Source organism: Sphingomonas sp. PAMC 26605, assembly GCF_000241485.1.
Classification (GTDB): domain Bacteria; phylum Pseudomonadota; class Alphaproteobacteria; order Sphingomonadales; family Sphingomonadaceae; genus Sphingomonas.
The window spans coordinates 549,557-564,996 of record NZ_JH584241.1; the positions used below are offsets into that span (position 1 = coordinate 549,557).

Sequence of the window (15,440 nt, forward strand, 5' to 3'; positions counted from 1 at the left end):
GTGCAGCGGGTGGAGCGCTTGTGGCGCGCCCCCTCCACCACCAGCCTGAAGAAGGCTGGCGGTCCCCCTCCCCGTGCCGGGGAGGATTTGCAGGGAAATGCTCACTTCTTCACCGCCGGCTCTTTCAGCCCCGGATGCCGCGCGTACAGCAAACGCTGCTGCGCGACGGTCCACAGGTTCGAGGTGATCCAGTAGACCTGCAGGCCGACCGCAAACGGCGCCATTACGAACATCAGCACCCACGGCATGATCGCGAACACCTGCTTCTGCGCCTCGTCCATCGGCGCCGGGTTCAACTTGAACTGGAAGAACATCGAGATGCCGAGCAGCACCGGCACGATGCCGATCGCGAGGAACGGCGGCAGATGGTACGGCAGATAGCCGAACAGATTGAGGATCGTCGCCGGATCGGCCGCCGACAGATCGTGGATCCAGCCGACGAACGGCTGATGGCGCATTTCGATCGTCAGCATCAGCACCTTGTAGAGCGAATACATGATCGGGATCTGGATCAGGGTCGGCAGGCAGCCCGCGAGCGGATTGACCTTTTCGGCCTTGTACAGCGCCATCACTTCCTGCTGCGCGCGCGCCTTGTCGTCCTTATGCTTCTCCTGGATCGCCTTCATCTTCGGCTGGATCGCCTTCATCGCCGCCATCGAGGCGAACTGACGCTGCGCGACCGGGAAGATCAGCGTGCGGATCGTGACGGTGAGCAGGATGATCGCGACGCCGAAATTGCCGATCATCCGGAACAGCCAGTCGAGGTACTTGAAGATCGGCTTCTCGAGGATCTCGAACCAGCCCCAGTCGATCGCCTTGCCGAAATGCTGGATGCCTTGGGCGTCCTCATAGCGGTCGAGCGTGTTGGTCTCCTTGGCGCCGGCGAAGAATTTGGCGGTCGAAACGAGCGCCTTGCCCGGCGCGATCACGCGCGGGGCCTGGGTGAAATCGCCCTGGAAAGTGTCGCCATTGGCGGCGTGGAAGCCGGCATGGACCTGCGCCTTGGGGTCGGGGATGACGGCGGCGAGGAAGTATTTGTCGCCGAAGCCGAGCCAGCCACCTTGCGCGTCGAAGAAATTGTCGCCGGCCTTGGCGTTGCTGCCCCAGATGCGGCCCATGAAGGTCGCGTCCTTGCCCTTCAGATTGTCGAAGGTGATGTCGTAGGTCGCGCCTTTGTCGAACACGCCGATCGGGCCGATATGGTTGGTCCAAGTGTCGGGCTCGGTGCCGACGCCCGAGCGCGAGACGAGCGCGTAGGGGCGGAGCGCGATCGGCGCGGGGCCGGCATTGCCGACGCTCTGGCGCACGGTGAACATGTACTTCGAATCGACCGCGAAGGTCAGCGCGAAGACCTGGCCCTTGCCATTGGCCCAGCGCAGCGTGACCGGCGTCGTCGGGGTGAGCGCGTCGCCGCTCGCGGTGAAGACGGTGTCGCCATTGGGGACGGTGACGCCGTCGCCGTTCCAGCCGAAGCCCGCGAAATAGGCGTCCTTGGTGCCGCGCGGCGAGAGCAAGCGGATCGGCGGCGAATTCTTGTCGATCGTCTGCTTGTACTTGGTCAGCGTCAGATCGTCGATCCGCGCGCCCTTGAGGTTGATCGAACCCTGGAGGTCGGCGGTGCGGATCGGCACGCGCGGGCTCTCGGCCTGGACGACCCTGAGATCGCGCACCGCGGCGGCACCCGTCGCGGCGGGGCCGGTCGGGGTGTTGACGATTTGGCTCTTGCCATCGACCATCTTCGTTGCCGGCGGGTTCGCCGCACGCGGGAAGAAGCGCGCCGACAGGAAATTCCCGCCGAACAGGATGATCGCGGCGAGCACCGCGAACAGGATGAAATTACGGGTATCTTGTTTCACGCTAGCGGTATCCGTTCGTCACTCGCAGGAGTCCTCAGGGCACAGGATCGGGTCCGAACCCGCCCCAGGGATGGCATCGCGCGATTCGCTTGGCCGCCAACCACCCACCTTTCACCGCGCCATAGCGACGTAAGGCGGTGATTGCATAGGCGGAACAGCTTGGCTGGTAGCGGCAGGAAGGGGGAAGGACGGCCGAGGGGCCGATCTGCCAGGCGCGGACGAGCAGGACGAGGAGGCGAGTCAGCATGGTTGCGGTCCGTCACCATGCGCCCATCCGTCACCCCGGCCTTGTGCCGGGGCGCACCAGGCGGCTCGCGCAGCCTTTGCGCTTTGGGCGTTGCGCGAGGCGCCGAGTGGGCCCCGGCACGAGGCCGGGGTGACGGTTTTGTGGGGGAGGTTCACCGCGCCACCTTGGCCAGCGCCTTGACCAACTCGGCCCGCAGCACGGCATAATCGCGCTCGATCCCGCCATTGCGGCCGATCAGCACATGGTCGGCGCCGCGCACGCCCGAATCGGGGAGCACGTCACGCGCCAAAGCGCGCAACCGGCGTTTCATCCGGTTCCGCACCACGGCATTGCCGATTTTCTTGGTGACGGTGAAGCCGACACGCATGTCGGGGCTTCCATCGTCGCGCGGCCGAACCTGCAGGACAAACCCCGGCATTGGCGCACGCTTTCCCGAATTCGCCGCGAGAAAATCGCGGCGAATCTGGAGGTTGCTTAGGCCGACAGCTTCTTGCGACCGCGATTGCGGCGGGCGCGAATCACGTTGCGGCCGCCCGGCGTCGCCATGCGCGAGCGGAACCCGTGGCGGCGTGCGCGCACCAGATTGCTCGGCTGAAAGGTCCGCTTCATCGTTCATTCCCTAAAATTCTGCCCGGGGCACGTCTAAATAGAAAACGGCCGCCACGAGGACGGCCTTTGCTGGGGTGCGCTTAAATGCGGGGCGCGCGAAAGTCAACGCGGGCGATCGTTCTTCGGCGGCGCTAGCATCTCGGCGAGGCGTTGGCGAAAGGTCAGCGGTGGCCCATCGGGCGCCAGCTCGCGATCGCGCGCGCGCCGCCGCGCCGCGCTGGGGCGGCGCAGGCCCATGTCGGCATAATGGCCGAACTTCGGCCAGCGCCGCTTCGCATCGACGAACACGCGCTTCGCTCGCTGCGAATTCTGCAGCATTAGCGCGAGTCCCGCGGCAAACACGAAGATCCCGCCCGGCCCCGGGATCGCGCCGACCAGCGGCGAGAGAAGCACCAGCACGACGCCGGTCGAGAACCACAAGGTGCGGAGCATGGGGTGGCGTTGCGGCTTCATCGACTCCCGATGTGGGCAACGACGATCACTAAGACAAGTCGAGCGTCTGAATCATGTATTCGTCACGATCCGAAATCCGTTATACCGTCGGCACTTGCTGGGGGGTAAGGGGATGGTCGCGAGCGTGGCGACGGTGGCGTATCTCGGGCTCGAGGCGCGCGCGGTCGAGGTTCAGGTGCAATTGATCCCCGGCCTGCCGGGTTTCTACGTGGTCGGGCTCGGCGACAAGGCGGTTGGCGAGAGCCGCGAGCGCGTACGCGGGGCGATCGCGGCGATGGGCCTCGCGCTGCCGCCCAAAAGAATCGTGGTCAATCTCTCGCCCGCCGATCTGCCCAAGGAAGGCTCGCATTTCGACCTACCGATCGCGCTCGGGCTCCTCGCCGCGATGGGCGTGGTCGATGCCGAGACGCTCGCCGACTATCTCGTTGTCGGCGAACTGAGCCTCGACGCGCGAATCGCGCCGTCGCCGGGGGTGCTGCTCGCCGCGCTGCACGCCGCCGAACGCGGGCTCGGGCTGGTCCGCCCGGCAGCGCAGGGCGCGGAAGCGGCGTGGGGCGGGCAGGGGATCGTCGCGGCGCCCGACATCCTGTCGCTGATCAACCATTTCAAGGGCCATGGCCTGCTGGCGACGCCGCAGCCGGGCGCGATCGAAAACGCCGCGGCGGGACCCGACCTGCGCCAGGTCAAGGGGCAGGAGACCGCGAAGCGCGCGCTCGAGATCGCCGCAGCGGGCGCGCACAATCTGCTGATGGTCGGCCCGCCGGGATCGGGCAAATCGCTGATGGCGTCGTGCCTGCCCGGCATCCTGCCACCGCTCGATGCCGCCGAGGCGCTCGAAGTGTCGATGGTGGCGAGCGTCGCGGGCACGCTGACCGGCGGACGCCTGACGCGTGCCCGTCCGTACCGCGCGCCGCACCATTCGGCGTCGATGGCGGCGCTGGTCGGCGGCGGGTTGAAGGTCAAGCCGGGCGAGGTCAGCCTCGCGCATCTGGGCGTCTTGTTCCTCGACGAGCTCCCCGAATTCCAGCGCGCGGTGCTCGATTCGCTGCGCCAGCCGCTCGAGACGGGCGAGGTCAGCGTCGCGCGTGCAAATGCACACGTCACCTTCCCGGCGCGAGTCCAGTTGATCGCGGCGATGAACCCGTGCCGTTGCGGGCATCTCGGCGATGCGGCGCTCGCGTGTTCGCGCGCGCCGCGCTGCGCGGCGGATTATCAGGCGAAGGTGTCGGGACCATTGCTCGACCGCATCGATCTGCATGTCGAGGTCCAGGCAGTGAGCGCCGCCGATCTCGTCCTGCCGCCGCCGGCCGAAGGATCGGCCGCGGTCGCCGCGCGCGTCGCGGCGGCGCGGGCGGTGCAGACGCTGCGCTATGCCGAGCATCCGGTGCGGACCAATGCCGAGGTCGATGGCGATCTGCTCGAGGCCGTAGCGACGCCCGACGATCCCGGGCGTGCTTTGCTCGCGCAGGCATCGGCGGCGCTGCGGCTGTCGGCGCGCGGCTATACGCGCGTGCTGCGCGTCGCGCGGACGATCGCCGATCTTGCCGGGGCCGAGCGGATCGCGCGGCTGCATGTCGCCGAGGCGCTCAGCTATCGGCGCCAATCCCCGCGCAATTGAGGGACTTGCTAGCGTAACGTTTGGCAGCGACACTTGCCGTACGCGCAGTTCGCGCATCAAGGGGGACAAGAGATGGAATGGATGATCCTGCCGTTGAAGCGCTACGCGCAGTTCAACGGGCGTTCGCGGCGCAAGGAATTCTGGATGTGGGTGCTGTTCCAGGTGCTCGTCGGCTTCGCCCTCGGCATCCTCGATGCGATGCTCGGGCTCGGCGGCCATGCGACGGGCACGACGGTCGCGGCGCCCGGCAACGTCGGCGCCTATGGCAATCTGCGCGGCGGGATCCTCAGCAATATCTTCTCGCTCGCGGTGCTGGTGCCCAATATCGCGGTGTCGGTGCGGCGGATGCACGATACCAATCGCAGCGGCTGGTGGATCCTGCTGCCGATGGTGCCGCTGGTGATCGCCTTCGCCGCGACGCTGGGCGGTGCCGCATCGGGGAACATGGCGGTCACGCTGGTCGGCGGCGTCGCAGCGTTGGCGGGCTTCGTCTGTGCGATCCTGGTGCTGGTCTGGTATTGCACCGCGGGGACGATCGGCCCCAACCGCTTCGGCAACGATCCGAAGTCGGATATCCCGGCCGATCTCGCGCGCACCTTCGAATAGGCCGTGCCCCTCTCGCCCGCCGGTCGGCGGCGGCCGAGAAGAGCGTGACGTAACCGACCCGTCACCCCAGCGAAGGCTACAATCTCCGTAGCGCACGCGGTCCTCTCTAACCGGGAGACCCCAGCTTTCGCTGGGGTGACGGGTCGGGGGCGGCATTGCAATCGGGGGCGATCCGGGGGCGGCGGGTTGCATCGGGACGGCGTTGTGGCGCAAGGGCGCGGGACCGCTCTTTTCTGCCGCAGGTCCACCATGCGTATCGCCGTCATCGCGCATCTGCGCCATCCGATCGCGCCGCCCTTCATGGGCGGTATGGAGGCGCATTGCCATCAGCTCGTCCGCGGCCTGCGCACGCGCGGCCATGCCGTGACGCTGTTCGCGAGCGGCGACAGCGACCCTGCGCTACCGCTCGTGGCGGTGACGCCGCGGCATTACGAGGCGACCCTGCCCTGGGCGCAGTGGCACGGCACCGAGGCATTGACCGCGTTCCAGGATGCGGCGTTCGGCACGGCGTGGGACGAGATCGCGCGCTCCGGGTTCGACGTCGTACACAACAATGCGATGCACCCCGCGCTCCACGCCTGGGCGCTACGCGATCGCCAGCCGATGGTGACCTCGCTTCACGTGCCGCCTTTCGCCGGGCTTGCTAACGCGATCCGCGACCATGCCGCGCCGTGGCTATGCCAGACGACAACCTCGCGCGCGCATCAGGCGAGCTGGTGGGACGAGCCGCCCGCGACTGCATCGGTCGTGCATAACGGGATCGACGCGGAGCGCTGGTCTTTTCGCGCCGAGGGCAACGGCCGCGCGGTATGGGCCGGGCGGATCACCGGCAACAAGGGCACCGGCGTCGCGCTCGAGGCGGCGGCGCTGGCCGGGATCGCGCTCGACGTGGTCGGGCCGATCGATTGCATGGACTATTTCGGCGCCGAGGTTGCGCCGCGGCTCGATGCCGCGCGCGTCTATCACGGCCATGTCGGCGGCGATGCGCTGGTCGGGCTGCTCGGCAATGCCTCAGTGCTGCTCGCCACGCCGATGTGGGACGAGCCGTTCGGGCTGATCGCCGCCGAGGCGATGGCGTGTGGGGTTCCCGTCGCGGCGCTGGACCGAGGCGCGCTCCCGGAAGTGGTGGGCGACTGCGGGATGCTCGCGAGCGACGCACGGACGCTCGCCGCCGCGATCCCGGCTGCTATGGCAATCCCGCGCGCCGCTTGCCGCGCGCGCGTCGCCGAGCAGTTTTCGCTCGACGCGATGATCGCGGGCTACGAACGCGCTTACGCCGCCGCGGTCGCCGGTGCGCGCGATTCGAGCTGCGCCAGCACGGTCGCCGTGCTCGCATAAGGCTGGTGCGACTGCTGGCGGGTCAGCGCGAGGTCGTCCTCGGACACGTCGCGCAAGCGGATATGCTCGCCGTCTTGGAGTTGTACCAGCCCCATCAGCGTGAAGGCGCGGAGCCAGTGCTCCATCGTGAAATGCCCCCATTTGTCGCGGAAGCGCGCGGCGTTGGCGATGACGCTGTCGACATGGTGGACCGGCGGCATGTGATGCGGATGGTATTGGTGATAGGCGCGCGCGCCGCGGCACCAGTGGATCGGCACGCCCGCCTCCATCACGAGGCGGCCGAAATCGGTATCCTCGCCGCCATAGCCGACATAGCGTTCGTCGAACCCGCCGACCTTCAGAAAGGTCGCGCGGCGCATCGCGAAGTTGAGCGACCAGAAGCAGCGATAGTCGGAGCAGTCGCCAAGCAATTCGGTCGGGGGGGCGGCGCGCTCGGAATGCTTAACGCCGACTTCAGCGAAGCGGTCGAAGTCTAGCCCGGCGTCGGTTGCGCCCGACGGCAGATACAGCACCTCGCCCATCAGCACCGCATCGACCCGGTCGAGCTGCGCCACATAATCGCCGACGAATCCGGGCTCCGGAATGCAATCGACGTCGAGGAAGATCAGCTGCTCGCCTTGCGCCGCCTGCGCCGCGGCGTTGCGCGCGGTGGCGAGCGGGATGCCGTCGGCGCCGACCATGATCTGGCGGACCGGGAAACCCGTCTCGGGGAGGACATAGGCCTCCTCCTGCATCACCGCGATGACGAGTTCGTCGGGCTGGTGGCGCTGGGCGTTGAGCCCATGGACGAGATTGACGAGATGCGCGGCGCGGCCCTTGGCGAGCGTACAGATCGAGACGGTCATGCGAGGCTTTCGAGCTTCAGGGGGGTAGGGGAGAGGTCGATCGTCGGCGCCGCCCAGCTCTGCGTCGCGAGCGTTTCGAGCCAGCGCGCGGTGTCCGGCGCGGCGTGCGCATCGACCAGCGCGTGTTGCCGCGCCGGATCGAGCGCGCGCGCGCGCTCCCACGCGACGTGCCAGGCGGCGGCGTGCGACGGCCAATGGTCGAGCGTCGCGGCGGCGCCGGCCTCGCCGAGCATCCGCGCCTTCCAGATCTGCTCGTCGAAATAGCGCCACTGCGGCACCACGACCCACGGCCGGCCGATCGCCGCGATCATGTGGACCGTGGTGTTCCCCGCCGACGACACGACGCGATCGGCGGCGGCGATATGCAGCGCGGGCGTATCGACCCAGCCGAGATGCCGCAGATTGCCGGGCGCGGTGGCGTGCCATTCGGTCTCGACCGCGCCGATCGTCAGCCACAGCGTATCGGGTTCGGCGCGCGCGCCGAGCGTCAGCGGCGTCGCGGGGGTGCCCGTCCCGCCATCGCCCGCGACGACGAGCACGATCTCGGCGTCGAGCGGCAGGCCGAGCCGGACGCGCGCTTCGCGCTTGCCGGGCACCGCCGCGATGTCGATCCCGACGCCGGGCGCATAATGCGTCTTGGCGCGCATCCAGTCGGGACGGCCGGGCTGCTCGAGTGCCTCAGCATAGGGTGCAAGGATCCCGAGCGCGGCTTCATAGGCGGCCATGTGGCCGGGATCGTCGCGCGTGCCGTGCTGGAGCACGCTGACGCACGGGACCGAGGCGATCCGCGCAAGCTGGGCGAGTTCGGCCGAGACGTCGGTGACGAACAACGCCGGCCGCGCGCTGTCGAACCACTGCGCGATCGTCGCGATCGCGTGCGTGATGCTCGCCCAGCCGACCGGCGCGCAGTGCAGCGTCGCGGGGGTGCGCAGATTGGCGAGCGCCGGGGCTTCGTCGCCGGTCGCCTCGAACAGCGAGGGGATCGTGCGCACCTCGACATGGCTCGCGAGCTTGGGGAAGATGTCGCCGCGCGCGCTGAACAGCGTGACCGGTCGCTCGGGCGGCAGTGCGTTGACGATCGACGCGGCGCGCTCGGCATGGCCGCGGCCCTGGTGATGGACGAAATAGCCGATCGGACGCGTCATGCCGCGCGCGCCTGGGCATAGGCCTTCATGCCCTCGACCACGCCCGCGGCATGCGCCCGCCGCGCGAGGTAGATCGTCGGGCGGCCGATGAGCGGTGCGAGCTCGGCGCTGTAATTCGCCACCATGATGCCGTTGCGGCAGGCGTCGAGCATGTCGAGATCGTTGCCGCTGTCGCCGGCCGCATAGACGTGATCGGGCGCGATCCCCATCACGCGGCCCGTCCACGCCATCGCCGCGCCCTTGCCGGCGCGCTGCGGCAGGATGTCGAGCAGATTGCCGTGGCTGTGGATCACGCGCACCGGCAGATCGGCGAGCGCGGCGCGGATCGCGGCGACGACCGCGGGCTCGCTGACGAAATAGCTGCGCTTGTGGCGGCGCTGTTCGACCGGCGGCTGCGCCTCGACCCCGCGCAGACCCGCGACCCGCGCTTCAATTGCCGCCGGATCCCAGCCGGCGTCGATATGCTGTGCATAGGCCCGGTCGGCGACCAGCCGCGCGCCATCGCGCCAATAGATTTCGGACCCGACCGAGGTGATCAGCACATGCGGCGCGGGCTGGCGCCATTCGTCGAGCAGCCGTTCGGCTTCCTGCAGCGAGCGGCCCGTCGCCACCCCGAAGGCAAGCGTCGGTTCGCTCGCGAGGAAGGTCGCCATGCCGTCGGCGCCGACGCTGCAGCCGGTGAGCGTATTGTCGATGTCGCAGAGCAGCAGCCGCTGCGCCTTCGCGCGCGGCGCGGCCACGGCGCGCAAGCCCTGCGCGATCGTGACGAAGCGCTTGGCGTAGCTCGTCCAGTCGAGCGCGCGCGCGTTGATCCGCCCGGCGGCCGACGCGCGCGCCCAGGCGATCCTGTCGTCGAGCAAGGCGTGGATCGCGTCGGCAAAGGCGGTGTGATCGCGCGGATCTGCGACATGGCCATGGCCCAGCCGCGCCACGATGTCGGCCGGCCCGCCATGCGAGGTCGCGACGACGGGCACGCCGTGGATCGCTGCCTCGGTCAGCGTCAGCCCGTAGGGCTCGGTCAGCGCGGGGTTGACGAACACGCCTCCCGTCTCTCGGGCAAGCGCATAGAGCGCGGCGATATCGGTCTGGCTGTGGCGCTTGGGCAGTGCGAGCGTGCCGTAGAGATCATGCGCATCGAGCCGGTTGAGCAGGCCGGTGATGACCTCGCGCTGTTCGGGCTCGCCCGATTGCGGGCCATCGCGCAGCCCCGCGACGATCACCAGATTGGCCTTGTCGCGCAACCCTGCGTCGGCGGCGAAGAGGTCGATGAGGCCGGTCAAATTCTTCTTGGCCACCGGCCGCGCGATCGCGAGGATCATCGGCAGATCGGGATTGCGCAGGAACGGCGCGATCAGCGCGCGCGCTGCCGCGAGATCGGCGGCCGAATCCGCGAGATCGACGCTGTCGAGATTGGCGCCCGGGGGCACGCAATGCACCTTGGCGGGGCACGCCGACGGGTACAGCATGATCTGCCGCTCGGCTTCGTCGCGTGACGAGGCGATGATCGCGTCGGCCGCGCCGATTGCATGATCTTCCTCGGCGATCCGGCGCGCGAGGCCGACGCTCCCACCCTGCGCGAGCGCCTTGTCGATCGCGAGCGAGTGTGCGGTGTAGACGAACGGGATGCCGAACGCGGCGCGGACCTGCTCGGCGACAGCGGCGGCGTCGGCGAAATGCGCGTGGATCACGTCGGGTCGGCGCTCGAGCCCGGCGATGTGCGCGATCAGCGCGCGCGTGAAGGCGGGGCGGTCGGCGGCGTTGGCTTCCTTGCACAGATAGGCGCGGTTGCCGCTGTCGATCCGGCGGATCGCCAGACCGTCGGCGATCGTATCGAGCGGGACGGCATAGGCCGATCCCAGCGCGGGATCGTCGATCAGGCGGGTGACGATCTCGACGCGATCGACCTGCAGCAGCGCAGCGAGCGCGCGCGCGGCGCCGAGCGCGTAGGTGATGTGCCCGCCGGTATCTTCCGTAATGCCGAACTCGACCGGTGGCCCTTTTACGCATCCGCCAAGCGCGATCGACATCACAAACACCAAAGCGAACCTTTCAAGAACACCAGCCCGCTTCGGGATGGCGTATATGAACGTCTGTTCATCTGGAATCGTTCCGAGCCAGGCTCGGCTTCCGATGCGCTTCTGACGCGAAGTGTCTGTTCCCTCGGCAAAAGTCCCGAAACGGTCGTTATGACGTGGCGCGAAGTTCGTAGGGAATGCGCCCGCGCCGGTCCGGATCGATATGCAGATCGCTCGCCGCGGGTGGGAAGGCGCGCTGGTCGCAATCAGCGCGCGGACATACGCGGCACGAGCTGCCGATCGGGGTCGCGCTGCTGTCGGTGCGCAGGCCGTCGGCATAGACGAAGGCGGGGGCGTAGCGCTCCTCGCAACCGAGCGCGACGGCGTAGCGACGCGGGGCGCGGGTATAGCTGTTCGAGGGTTTGACGAGGCCCTTAGCCATCGAGACATAGCGCACGCTGTCGGGCGTCTCGGCGAGCTGGACGAGGATGCGATCGGGGATCGCCACCGCTTCGTGCACCACCCACAGCGGGCAGGCGCCGCCGAAGCGCGCGAATTCGAGGCGGGTCGCCGAATGCCGCTTGGTGATGTTCCCCGCCATGTCGACGCGGCAGAAGAACACCGGGATGCCGAGCGCGCCGGGGCGCTGGAGCGTCGAGAGGCGGTGGCAGGTCTGCTCGAAGCTCGTCCCGAACTGGAGCCGCAATTGGTCGACATCGTGGCGGCAGTCGCGCGCTGCCTGGCGGAAGGCGAGGTACGGCATCAGCAGCGCGCCCGCGGCGTAATTGGTGATGCCCGCGCCGAGCAGTTGTCGCCCGACACTCGTCTGCGATCCGCGTGCCGCGATGCTCTCGATCAGGTCGCCGAATTCCAGCCGCGCGAGCTGGTACGCGACCGAGAACAGGATGCTTTCCGCCGGCTGCGACGGATCGACGTGGAGCACGCCTGCTGGATCGAACGCGCGGATCGCGCGGTCGCCCTTCGCGATCGGCGCGACGCGCACACCGAAGCGATCGAGCAGCCGCGCTTCGATTTGCTGGAGCGCGGGCCCGTCGGCGAATTCGGCGGCGATCCGCTCGGCGGCGCGGTCGATCTCGTCGATGTAATTCTGCTGCGCGTGAAACCAGTCGCGCACCTCCTCCCACGGCAGGCGGCGCGCGCTGCCCTCGGCGCCAACCTGATCGTCGAGCGCGCGCAACTGCGCGAGATTGGCGCGCTGCGTCGCATAGAGCGCGGCGAGGCGGCGCGCGATCAGCGGGTGCTGGCGGATCACCCGCTCGATATCGCCGAGGTCGGTGACGACGTCGGCGATGCTCGGGTCGGCGCAGGCGTCGATCACGTCCGACAGCAGCGTCTCGGTCTCGCTCGGGTCGATCGCCGACCAGTCGTGCGGGTAATGCGCCGCGAGTGCGGCGAGCACATTGCCCGTTATCGGCCGGTCGCCGCTTTCGATCTGCGACAGATACGACACCGATATCGCGAGCGACTTCGCCATCCCCGCCTGACTGAGGCCGAGCTGCTTGCGCACCGCGCGGACGCGGTAGCCGTCGAACGATCGGCGCGATTGGGAGGAGGGCATTGTGAAGTTTCCACACGCATATTTGCAAAACCACATTTGCATAGTGCGCGCAGAGCGGCAAGACGAGCGCGACCTAAGGGAGTGCGCATGTCTTCGACCCTCGCCGAACTGGAACGCAAGCGCGAAGCCGCCCGCATGGGCGGCGGTGAAAAGCGCATCGCCGCGCAACACGCCAAGGGCAAGCTGACCGCACGCGAGCGGCTCAATGTCCTGCTCGACGAGGGCTCGTTCGAGGAGCTCGACATGTATGTCGAGCACAATTGCGTCGATTTCGGGATGCAGGACCAGATCATCCCGGGCGACGGCGTCGTCACCGGATCGGGCACGATCAACGGCCGGCTGGTGTTCGTCTTCTCGCAGGATTTCACCGTGTTCGGCGGCTCGCTCAGCGAGCGTCACGCGCAGAAGATCTGCAAGATCATGGACATGGCGCTCAAGGTCGGCGCGCCGGTGATCGGCCTCAACGACAGCGGCGGCGCGCGCATCCAGGAGGGCGTCGCCTCGCTCGGCGGTTATGCCGAAGTGTTCCAGCGCAATGTGCTGGCAAGCGGCGTCGTGCCGCAAATCTCTCTGATCATGGGGCCATGCGCCGGGGGTGCCGTCTATTCCCCGGCGATGACCGACTTCATCTTCATGGTGAAGGATAGCTCCTACATGTTCGTCACCGGCCCAGATGTAGTGAAGACCGTTACAAACGAGATCGTCACGCAGGAGGAACTGGGTGGAGCGGTGACGCATACCACGAAGTCGGGGGTCGCAGACTTGGCCTTCGAGAACGATATCGAGGCGCTGCTCGCGGCCCGCGACTTCGTGGACTTCCTTCCGGCTTCGAACCGCGAAGCGTCGCCCGAACGGCCGTCGTCCGACCCGTGGGACCGGATCGAGCACAGCCTCGACCAGCTCGTCCCGGCGAGCGCCAACCAGCCGTACGACATGCACGAGCTGATCCGGAAGACGGTCGACGAGGGCGATTTCTTCGAGGTCCAGCCGACGCATGCCGGCAACATCATCATCGGTTTCGGGCGGATCGAGGGGCGTACCGTCGGCTTCGTCGCCAACCAGCCGATGGTGCTCGCCGGCTGCCTCGACATCAACAGCTCGAAAAAGGCGGCGCGCTTCGTGCGCTTCTGCGACGCGTTCGAGATCCCGATTGTCACCTTCGTCGACGTGCCGGGCTTCCTGCCGGGCACCGCGCAGGAACTGAACGGCATCATCAAGCACGGCGCCAAGCTGCTGTTCGCGTATGCCGAGGCGACCGTGCCCAAGATCACCGTGATCACGCGGAAAGCTTACGGCGGCGCGTATGACGTGATGGCGTCGAAGCATCTGCGCGGCGACCTCAACTATGCCTGGCCGACCGCCGAGATCGCGGTGATGGGCGCGAAGGGCGCGGTCGAGATCATCTTCCGCGGCCGCTCGCCCGCCGAAATCGCTGAGCAGACCGCGCAGTACGAGGCGCGCTTCGCCAACCCGTTCGTCGCGGCGAGCAAGGGCTTTATCGACGAGGTGATCCAGCCGCATTCGACGCGCCGCCGGATCGCGCTGGGCTTGCGCAAGCTGCGCGGAAAAAGCCTTGAGAACCCGTGGAAGAAGCACGACAACATCCCGCTATGACCGACAAACCGACGCTCGATGCCTGGCAGGCCGCTGCTGCCAAGGAGGTCAAGGGGCGTGACCTGACCTGGCAGACCCCCGAGGGGATCGCGGTCAAGCCGCTCTATACCGCGGCTGACGTGGAAGGGATCGACCCCGGTCTGCCGGGCTTCGCGCCGTTCACGCGCGGGGTGCGTGCGTCGATGTATGCGGGGCGGCCGTGGACGATCCGGCAATATGCCGGCTTCTCGACTGCCGAGGCGTCGAACGCCTTCTACCGCCGCAACCTGGCGGCGGGGCAGAAGGGGCTGTCGGTCGCGTTCGATCTGGCGACGCATCGCGGCTATGACAGCGACCATCCGCGAGTCACCGGCGACGTCGGCAAGGCGGGCGTCGCGATCGACACGATCGACGACATGAAGATCCTGTTCGACGGGATTCCGCTCGACAAGATGTCGGTCTCGATGACGATGAACGGCGCGGTGATCCCGATCCTCGCTTTCTTCATCGTCGCGGGCGAGGAGCAGGGGGTGCCGCAGCACCTGCTCGACGGGACCATCCAGAACGACATCCTCAAGGAGTTCATGGTCCGCAACACCTATATCTACCCACCTAGCCCAAGCATGCGGATCATCTCGGACATCATCGCCTACACCTCGGCGCACATGCCCAAGTTCAACTCGATCTCGATCTCCGGCTATCACATGCAGGAAGCGGGCGCGACGCAGCTCCAGGAGCTGGCGTTCACGATCGCCGACGGGCGGGAGTACGCCAAGGCTGCGATGGCGAGCGGGCTCGATCTCGATGCGTTCGCCGGGCGGCTGTCGTTCTTCTTCGCGATCGGCATGAACTTCTTCATGGAGGTCGCCAAGCTGCGCGCGGCGCGCAAGCTCTGGCACCGCGTGATGACCGATCTCGGCGCGAAGGACGAGCGCTCGAAGATGCTGCGCACGCATTGCCAGACGTCGGGCGTGTCGCTGACCGAGCAGGATCCGTACAACAATGTGATCCGCACCACGGTCGAGGCGATGGCGGCGATGCTGGGCGGCACGCAGTCGCTCCACACCAATGCACTCGACGAGGCGATCGCGTTGCCGACCGATTTCTCGGCACGGATCGCGCGCAATACGCAGATCGTGCTGCAGGAAGAGACGGGGATGACCAAGGTCGTCGATCCGCTCGGTGGTTCGTATTACATCGAGGCGCTCACCGAGGAGCTGGTCGACAAGGCGTGGGAGATCATCCAGCGGGTCGAGGCCGAGGGCGGGATGGCGCAGGCGGTCGCGGCGGGCTGGCCCAAGGCGATGATCGAGGAAGCCTCTGCCGGGCGCGCGGCGCGCGTCGACAGGGGCGAGGACGTCATCGTCGGCGTCAACAAGTACAAGCTCGCCGAGCAGGACGCGATCGACATTCTCGACGTCGACAACGTCGCGGTGCGGGAGTCGCAGATCGCGCGGATCGCGCGGTCGAAGGCCGGGCGGGATGAGGCGAAGTGCCAGGCCGCGCTGGATGCATTGCGCGAAGGTGCCCGCACGC

Annotated in this window: 14 protein-coding genes; 5 read left to right on the forward strand and 9 right to left on the reverse strand. The window is 67.8% G+C overall.

The genetic code is table 11. The annotated features are described in order from the left end of the window. Positions 1 to 101: 101 nt before the first annotated feature. The 5 genes from yidC to RH90_RS02430 form a co-directional block, all read right to left on the reverse strand. Positions 102 to 1,856 (reverse strand): membrane protein insertase YidC, encoded by a 1,755-nt coding sequence (yidC, locus tag RH90_RS02415; protein WP_010183644.1) that lies wholly within the window; start codon positions 1,854 to 1,856, stop codon positions 102 to 104. Positions 1,857 to 1,890: 34 nt separating this feature from the next. Further along, complete coding sequence (yidD, locus tag RH90_RS22460) at positions 1,891 to 2,103, reverse strand: membrane protein insertion efficiency factor YidD (protein WP_010183645.1); 213 nt, start codon at positions 2,101 to 2,103, stop codon at positions 1,891 to 1,893. Between the two features lie 151 nt (positions 2,104 to 2,254). Further along, on the reverse strand, positions 2,255 to 2,566 hold the full coding sequence (rnpA, locus tag RH90_RS02420) for a ribonuclease P protein component (RefSeq protein ID WP_029624981.1): 312 nt from the start codon (positions 2,564 to 2,566) through the stop codon (positions 2,255 to 2,257). Positions 2,567 to 2,577: 11 nt separating this feature from the next. Continuing rightward, positions 2,578 to 2,712, reverse strand: coding sequence for a 50S ribosomal protein L34 (gene rpmH, locus RH90_RS02425; RefSeq protein WP_010162954.1), 135 nt, complete (start codon positions 2,710 to 2,712; stop codon positions 2,578 to 2,580). Between the two features lie 102 nt (positions 2,713 to 2,814). Continuing rightward, the gene (locus RH90_RS02430) at positions 2,815 to 3,165 is read right to left on the reverse strand and encodes a hypothetical protein (protein ID WP_232280287.1); all 351 of its coding nucleotides are present in this window, start codon (positions 3,163 to 3,165) and stop codon (positions 2,815 to 2,817) included. Positions 3,166 to 3,277: 112 nt separating this feature from the next. Between RH90_RS02430 and RH90_RS02435 the strand changes: the two genes are divergently transcribed. The 3 genes from RH90_RS02435 to RH90_RS02445 all read left to right on the forward strand — a co-directional run bounded on the left by RH90_RS02435 (position 3,278) and on the right by RH90_RS02445 (position 6,727). Further along, the gene (locus RH90_RS02435; protein WP_010183648.1) at positions 3,278 to 4,783 is read left to right on the forward strand and encodes a YifB family Mg chelatase-like AAA ATPase; all 1,506 of its coding nucleotides are present in this window, start codon (positions 3,278 to 3,280) and stop codon (positions 4,781 to 4,783) included. A 72-nt stretch (positions 4,784 to 4,855) separates the two neighbouring features. Continuing rightward, a complete protein-coding gene (locus RH90_RS02440; protein ID WP_010183649.1) occupies positions 4,856 to 5,389 on the forward strand; it encodes a DUF805 domain-containing protein in 534 nt (177 codons plus the stop codon). A gap of 249 nt (positions 5,390 to 5,638) precedes the next feature. After that, positions 5,639 to 6,727, forward strand: coding sequence for a glycosyltransferase (locus tag RH90_RS02445; RefSeq protein WP_010183651.1), 1,089 nt, complete (start codon positions 5,639 to 5,641; stop codon positions 6,725 to 6,727). Here RH90_RS02445 and RH90_RS02450 read toward each other — a convergent pair. From RH90_RS02450 to RH90_RS02465, 4 genes are all read right to left on the reverse strand, one after another. Beyond that, positions 6,661 to 7,572, reverse strand: a complete 912-nt coding sequence (locus RH90_RS02450) for a glycosyltransferase family 2 protein (RefSeq protein WP_010183652.1) — start codon at positions 7,570 to 7,572, stop codon at positions 6,661 to 6,663. The two genes, RH90_RS02445 and RH90_RS02450, sit on opposite strands and share 67 nt — an antisense overlap. Beyond that, complete coding sequence (locus RH90_RS02455) at positions 7,569 to 8,717, reverse strand: hypothetical protein (RefSeq protein WP_010183654.1); 1,149 nt, start codon at positions 8,715 to 8,717, stop codon at positions 7,569 to 7,571. Before RH90_RS02455 ends, RH90_RS02450 begins: the two co-directional genes overlap by 4 nt. Further along, complete coding sequence (locus RH90_RS02460; RefSeq protein WP_157134504.1) at positions 8,714 to 10,744, reverse strand: HAD-IIB family hydrolase; 2,031 nt, start codon at positions 10,742 to 10,744, stop codon at positions 8,714 to 8,716. The genes RH90_RS02455 and RH90_RS02460 overlap by 4 nt, the downstream gene beginning before the upstream one ends. Before the next feature lie 157 nt (positions 10,745 to 10,901). Then, positions 10,902 to 12,311 carry a helix-turn-helix domain-containing protein gene (locus RH90_RS02465; RefSeq protein WP_010183656.1) on the reverse strand — a complete coding sequence of 470 codons (1,410 nt, stop codon included), beginning with the start codon at positions 12,309 to 12,311 and terminating at the stop codon, positions 10,902 to 10,904. Positions 12,312 to 12,398: 87 nt separating this feature from the next. Here RH90_RS02465 and RH90_RS02470 point away from each other — a divergent pair, with 87 nt between their 5' ends. Continuing rightward, entirely contained in the window at positions 12,399 to 13,925 is a 1,527-nt protein-coding gene (locus RH90_RS02470; RefSeq protein ID WP_010183659.1) for an acyl-CoA carboxylase subunit beta, read from the forward strand. Then, positions 13,922 to 15,440 (forward strand): methylmalonyl-CoA mutase (gene scpA, locus RH90_RS02475; protein WP_010183660.1); only part of this gene is annotated, 1,519 nt, incomplete at its 3' end. The genes RH90_RS02470 and scpA, both read left to right, overlap by 4 nt.

Coding starts and splice junctions, on each gene's coding strand:
- RH90_RS02440 (WP_010183649.1), top strand. CDS start 4,856: ATGGAATGGATGATCCTGCCGTTGAAGCGCTACGCGCAGTTCAACGGG.
- RH90_RS02430 (WP_232280287.1), bottom strand. CDS start 3,165: ATGAAGCCGCAACGCCACCCCATGCTCCGCACCTTGTGGTTCTCGACC.
- RH90_RS02460 (WP_157134504.1), bottom strand. CDS start 10,744: ATGTCGATCGCGCTTGGCGGATGCGTAAAAGGGCCACCGGTCGAGTTC.
- rpmH (WP_010162954.1), bottom strand. CDS start 2,712: ATGAAGCGGACCTTTCAGCCGAGCAATCTGGTGCGCGCACGCCGCCAC.
- RH90_RS02435 (WP_010183648.1), top strand. CDS start 3,278: ATGGTCGCGAGCGTGGCGACGGTGGCGTATCTCGGGCTCGAGGCGCGC.
- RH90_RS02445 (WP_010183651.1), top strand. CDS start 5,639: ATGCGTATCGCCGTCATCGCGCATCTGCGCCATCCGATCGCGCCGCCC.
- RH90_RS02470 (WP_010183659.1), top strand. CDS start 12,399: ATGTCTTCGACCCTCGCCGAACTGGAACGCAAGCGCGAAGCCGCCCGC.
- yidD (WP_010183645.1), bottom strand. CDS start 2,103: ATGCTGACTCGCCTCCTCGTCCTGCTCGTCCGCGCCTGGCAGATCGGC.
- RH90_RS02455 (WP_010183654.1), bottom strand. CDS start 8,717: ATGACGCGTCCGATCGGCTATTTCGTCCATCACCAGGGCCGCGGCCAT.
- RH90_RS02450 (WP_010183652.1), bottom strand. CDS start 7,572: ATGACCGTCTCGATCTGTACGCTCGCCAAGGGCCGCGCCGCGCATCTC.
- RH90_RS02465 (WP_010183656.1), bottom strand. CDS start 12,311: ATGCCCTCCTCCCAATCGCGCCGATCGTTCGACGGCTACCGCGTCCGC.